Origin of the sequence: Frankia sp. AgKG'84/4 (assembly GCF_023242965.2) — a bacterium.
In the GTDB taxonomy this organism is placed as follows: domain Bacteria; phylum Actinomycetota; class Actinomycetes; order Frankiales; family Frankiaceae; genus Frankia.
The window spans coordinates 1-4,124 of the sequence record NZ_JALKFU020000490.1; the positions used below are offsets into that span (position 1 = coordinate 1).

The 4,124-nt window shown below is 73.6% G+C and carries 4 protein-coding genes and 1 pseudogene; 3 read left to right on the forward strand and 2 right to left on the reverse strand.

Features of this window, described 5'->3' with window-relative positions; translation table 11 throughout:
• The 3 genes from MXD58_RS21845 to MXD58_RS21855 all read left to right on the forward strand — a co-directional run.
• Window positions 1–1,388, forward strand: a 1,388-nt coding sequence (locus MXD58_RS21845; protein WP_308302019.1) for an MFS transporter, incomplete at its 5' end; no start/stop codon positions are given.
• A gap of 96 nt (window positions 1,389–1,484) precedes the next feature.
• Entirely contained in the window at window positions 1,485–2,111 is a 627-nt protein-coding gene (locus MXD58_RS21850) for a TetR/AcrR family transcriptional regulator (RefSeq protein WP_248839028.1), read from the forward strand.
• A gap of 179 nt (window positions 2,112–2,290) precedes the next feature.
• On the forward strand, window positions 2,291–3,142 hold the full coding sequence (locus MXD58_RS21855) for an NAD(P)H-binding protein (protein ID WP_248839027.1): 852 nt from the start codon (window positions 2,291–2,293) through the stop codon (window positions 3,140–3,142).
• 33 nt (window positions 3,143–3,175) lie between these two features.
• Here the strand turns inward: MXD58_RS21855 and MXD58_RS21860 are convergent, their stop codons facing one another.
• Both MXD58_RS21860 and MXD58_RS21865 read right to left on the reverse strand, forming a co-directional pair.
• The gene (locus MXD58_RS21860) at window positions 3,176–3,721 is read right to left on the reverse strand and encodes an NUDIX hydrolase (protein ID WP_248839026.1); all 546 of its coding nucleotides are present in this window, start codon (window positions 3,719–3,721) and stop codon (window positions 3,176–3,178) included.
• Window positions 3,722–3,880: 159 nt separating this feature from the next.
• Window positions 3,881–4,124 (reverse strand): annotated as a pseudogene (locus tag MXD58_RS21865) (amidohydrolase); the annotation flags it as partial.

Consider the following 4,124-nt stretch of genomic DNA (forward strand, 5'->3'; position numbering starts at 1 on the left):
GCGGCACCGCGCCGGGGCCGCGCGGCGAGGGGAACCTGGGCGTCCTCGCGCTCGCCGCGGCGGCGTACTCGCTGGCCCAGACGGCGGTGGTGCCCGGCCTCGGGGAGCTCAGCGGCGCGCTGCACACCTCGACGCGGAACGTGTCCTGGGTGTTCAGCGCCTACCTGGTCGCGGCCGCGCTGCTCACGCCGGTGATCGGCCGGCTCGGCGACATGGTCGGCAAGCGCCGGATGCTGATCGTGTCGCTCGTCGGCTTCGGTGCCGGCAGCGTGCTCGCGGCGCTGTCGCCGAACATCTGGGTGCTGATCGTGGCCCGGGTCATCCAGGGTGTCGGCGGTGGGATCTTCCCGCTGTGCTTCGGGCTCATCCACGAGACGTTCCCCGCCCAGCGCCGCCCGGGCGCGCTGGGAGTGATCTCGGCCATCCTGGGCATCGGCGCGGGTGGCGGGCTGCTGATGGGCGGACTGCTGTTCGACCACGCGTCCTGGCAGTGGATCTTCTGGGCCGGCGCCATCATGGCCGGCGCCGCCACCGTCGGCGCGCTGCGCCTGCCGGACACCGGCCTGCGCACCCCGGGCCGGATCGACGTCGTCGGCGTCGTCCTGCTCGCCGTCGGCCTCACCGCCCCGCTCATCGCCCTGACCGAAACCTCGAGCTGGGGCTGGGGTGCACCCCGCACCATCGGCCTGTTCCTCCTCGGCGCCCTGGTGCTGGTCGTGTTCGGGTGCTACGAACGCCGCGTCGACGATCCGCTGATCGACATGCGGGTGCTGGCCCGGCGCCCGGTGCTGACCACGAACCTCACGACGCTGATGATCGGTTTCGGCACGTTCGGCGCGTTCGTGATCGTCCCGCAGGTGGCCCAGACCACGACGTCCTCGGGCTACGGCTTCGGCCTGGACGCCACGCAGGCCGGCCTGCTGCTGCTGCCGGGCTGCGTGGGGATGCTCATCACCGCGGCCTACGCCGGCCGGCTCAGCCGCTGGCTCGGCTCCCGGGCCGTGCTGCTGATCGGCATGGGCGTCTCGGCGGTCGGCCTCGGTGCGCTCGGCGCCGAACACGCCAGCGAGGGGTCGGTGATCGCGCTGACGATCGTCATGTTCGGGGGCATCGGCCTGGCCATGGCGGCGGTGCCGAACATCATCGTGACCTCGGTTCCCAGCGAGATGACCGGGCAGGCCACCGGGGTCAACTCCGTCGTGCGCGCGCTGGGTTCCGCGCTCGGCTCCCAGGTCGTCGCCACCCTGCTGGCCGCCAGCGTTCCCGTCGGCCAGACGCTGCCGACGAACAGTGCGTTCACCGAGTCGTTCCTGCTCGGCGGCGCGGGCCTGCTGTGCGGGGCGGTGGTCGCGCTGTTCATCGCGCGCCCAGGCCGGCCGGGCCGCTGACGGATCCCAAGGCCAGCCCCGCGGCGAGGGTCCTCCTCGCGGTGTCGGACCCGGACCCGGCGTGAGTTGAACTGGTCACTCGGGCAAGGTGTTGTCATGGCTCCCCTCCCGGACAGTGCGGTTGGCCGCGCGGATCGCGACTGGTCGGCGCGCCGGTCCGACGCCCGGCGCAACCACGAGCAGATCATGGCCGCCGCGATCGAGGTGTTCTCCGAGAAGGGCCTCACCGCCACCGTGACCGAGGTGGCGGCCCGCGCCGGCGTCGGAAAGGCCACCGTCTACCGCAGCTACCCCACCAAGGACGCGCTGGTCCAGGCCGTCGCCGAGCACCAGATCCGCTGGGTCGACGCCCGTGTCGCCCAGGCGGCCGCGCAGGAGGATCCCTACCTCGCTCTGCGCGACTTCCTGGACGACCTGTTCCAGCGGCTCGTGCACGACCCGGTCCTGCTCGCCGAGGTGATGCCGCGCGAGGAACTGCGCGCGGCGACGATGAGCTCCCTCGAGACGCTGGAGCGCATCGTCGTCGCCGCCCGCGACCGCGGGGCGCTGCGCGCGGACGTCACCGTCCTCGACCTACGGATCCTGAGCAGCGGCTGCGCCCATGCCCTGGCCGACCTCGGCAACCGGGACCCGCAGGTGTGGCGGCGCTTCGCCGGCCTCGTACTTGCCGCGCTCGGTCCCGCCGGGCCTGGCCCCGCCGAACCCGGCCCCTCACCCGGCTGACCCGCCTCCGGCTCGGCCGACCCAGCCGGAACGCGCCGCGCCGCGTTGACCTCAACCTGTGTTCAGGGTGAAGGCTGGTCCCACGCGATGGCGGGGCAGGGCGCGGACGCCGGTGTTCCCGCCCGGGTGATCGGGGCGCCAGATCGGTGCCCTGCACGGACACGGGAGCGTGGTTGCGGATGACGGTTTTGGTGACGGGCGGGCGCGGTGCGGTCGCCCGTGCGGTGGTCGACGGCCTGCTGGCCGAGGGCGTGCCGGTGCGGGTCGCCAGCCGTGAGCCGGCGCGGGTGGACGCGCCGGCGGGGGTCGAGGTGGTGGGCGCCGACCTGGGCCGGCCCGAGTCGACCCGGGGCGTGTTCGACGGCGTGGGCGCCGTGTTCCTCTACGCCTCCCCCGAGGGCGTCGACGGTGTCCTCGCCGCCGCCGCGGCGGCGAGGGTCGAACGGATCGTGCTGCTGTCCTCGCTGTCGGCCGAGCAGGAGGGCGCGGCGAACGAGATCGCCCGCCGGCACACGGTCGTCGAGGCGGCGATCGCCGCGTCCGGGCTGGCGTGGACCTTCGTGCGGCCGGGGGCGTTCGCGACGAACGCGCTGGCCTGGGCGCCGACGATCCGCGCCGGCGAGGTGGTGCGCGAGGGCTACCCGCAGTCCCATTCCGCGCCGATCCACGAGCGTGACATCGCGGCGGTGTCGGTTCTGGCGCTGCTCCAGCCCGGCCACGAGGGCGCGAGCTATCCCCTCACCGGGCCGGAGTCGCTGACCAGGCGTGACCAGCTCGACCTGATCGGGCAGGCCGCCGGTCGGCCGGTGCGCCTGGCGGAGATCTCCCCGGACCAGGCGCGCGCCGAGATGCTGGCGCGCTTCGGCGGTCCGGGCTCCGCCGGCATCGTCGACGCGCTGCTGGGCTACCAGCGCGACCAGGTCGGCGTTCCCGCCCAGGTCACCGACACCGTGCAAGCCGTCACGGGCCGCCCGGCGCGGACGTTCGCCACCTGGGCGGCGGACCACGCGGGCGACTTCACCGCCGACTGAGGACCGGACCGCCGGCTGGCTGGCGGCAGCGGCTCAGCCGGCGAGGATCGCGGTGATCCTCGCGCCGGTCGGGCCGGGCAGGTCCGCGACCGGCAGCCAGCGGTGGTCGGTCACCTCGTCGAGGCGCAGATCCACCGTGCCCGGCGAATGCGACCGCTGAATCTGAAAAACAAAGCGAAAATCGTAATGGGTGTGTTCCGGCTCGGCCCGCGCGGGATTCTCGGGAATGACGTGGACGTCGATGTCCATCGGCAGCTCGCGCAAGGGTCGCGCGGCCGAGGGGTGAACGCCCGTCTCCTCGGCGAGCTCACGCAGCGCGGCGCCCGCGAGGGTGGCGTCCTCGTCCTCGACGTGCCCGCCCGGGAACAGCCAGCGGTCCAGCACGCGATGGTGGATCTGCAGCACCCGGAACGTCGTGTCCACCGCGACCGCGCCGCAGGTGACGTGGCCGGGCAGCGTCGCGCGGGCGGTGACCGGCGAGCCGGTGGACGCCAGATCGAGCAGCGGGGTCAACGCCTCGGCCTCCGCGGGATACGCGACCAGATAGTCCCGGACCAGGGAGATCACCCGATCGTTCAATCTTTATTCCCTACTCGTTGTCGGGGTGTGACGTCGGTTCTTTCGACACGTCCTCGCTCGGCCGGGCCCGCTGATGACAGCGTTCCCGCCGGCCATCTCATGATGGCACGCCGTACGCCATTCCCGTCCATCGCGGTCGCCGGGGCTTTCCGCCAGAGGTCAGTCTCCGTCCGGGTGGGGCGCGGCGGCCAGCGCCCGGGTGGCGAGCTCCGCGTAGAGGGCGGCGCCGTCGGGCAGCACCGTCTCGTCGAAGCGGGCCCGCGGGCTGTGGTTGAACGGCGCCGTCCGTGGATCGGCGCCGGCCACCGCGGCGCCGATCGCGACCAGGCTGCCCGGGACCCACGCGAGCACCCGGGAGAAGTCCTCCGAGCAGGCCAGCGGATGCGCGAGCTCGGTGTAGCGG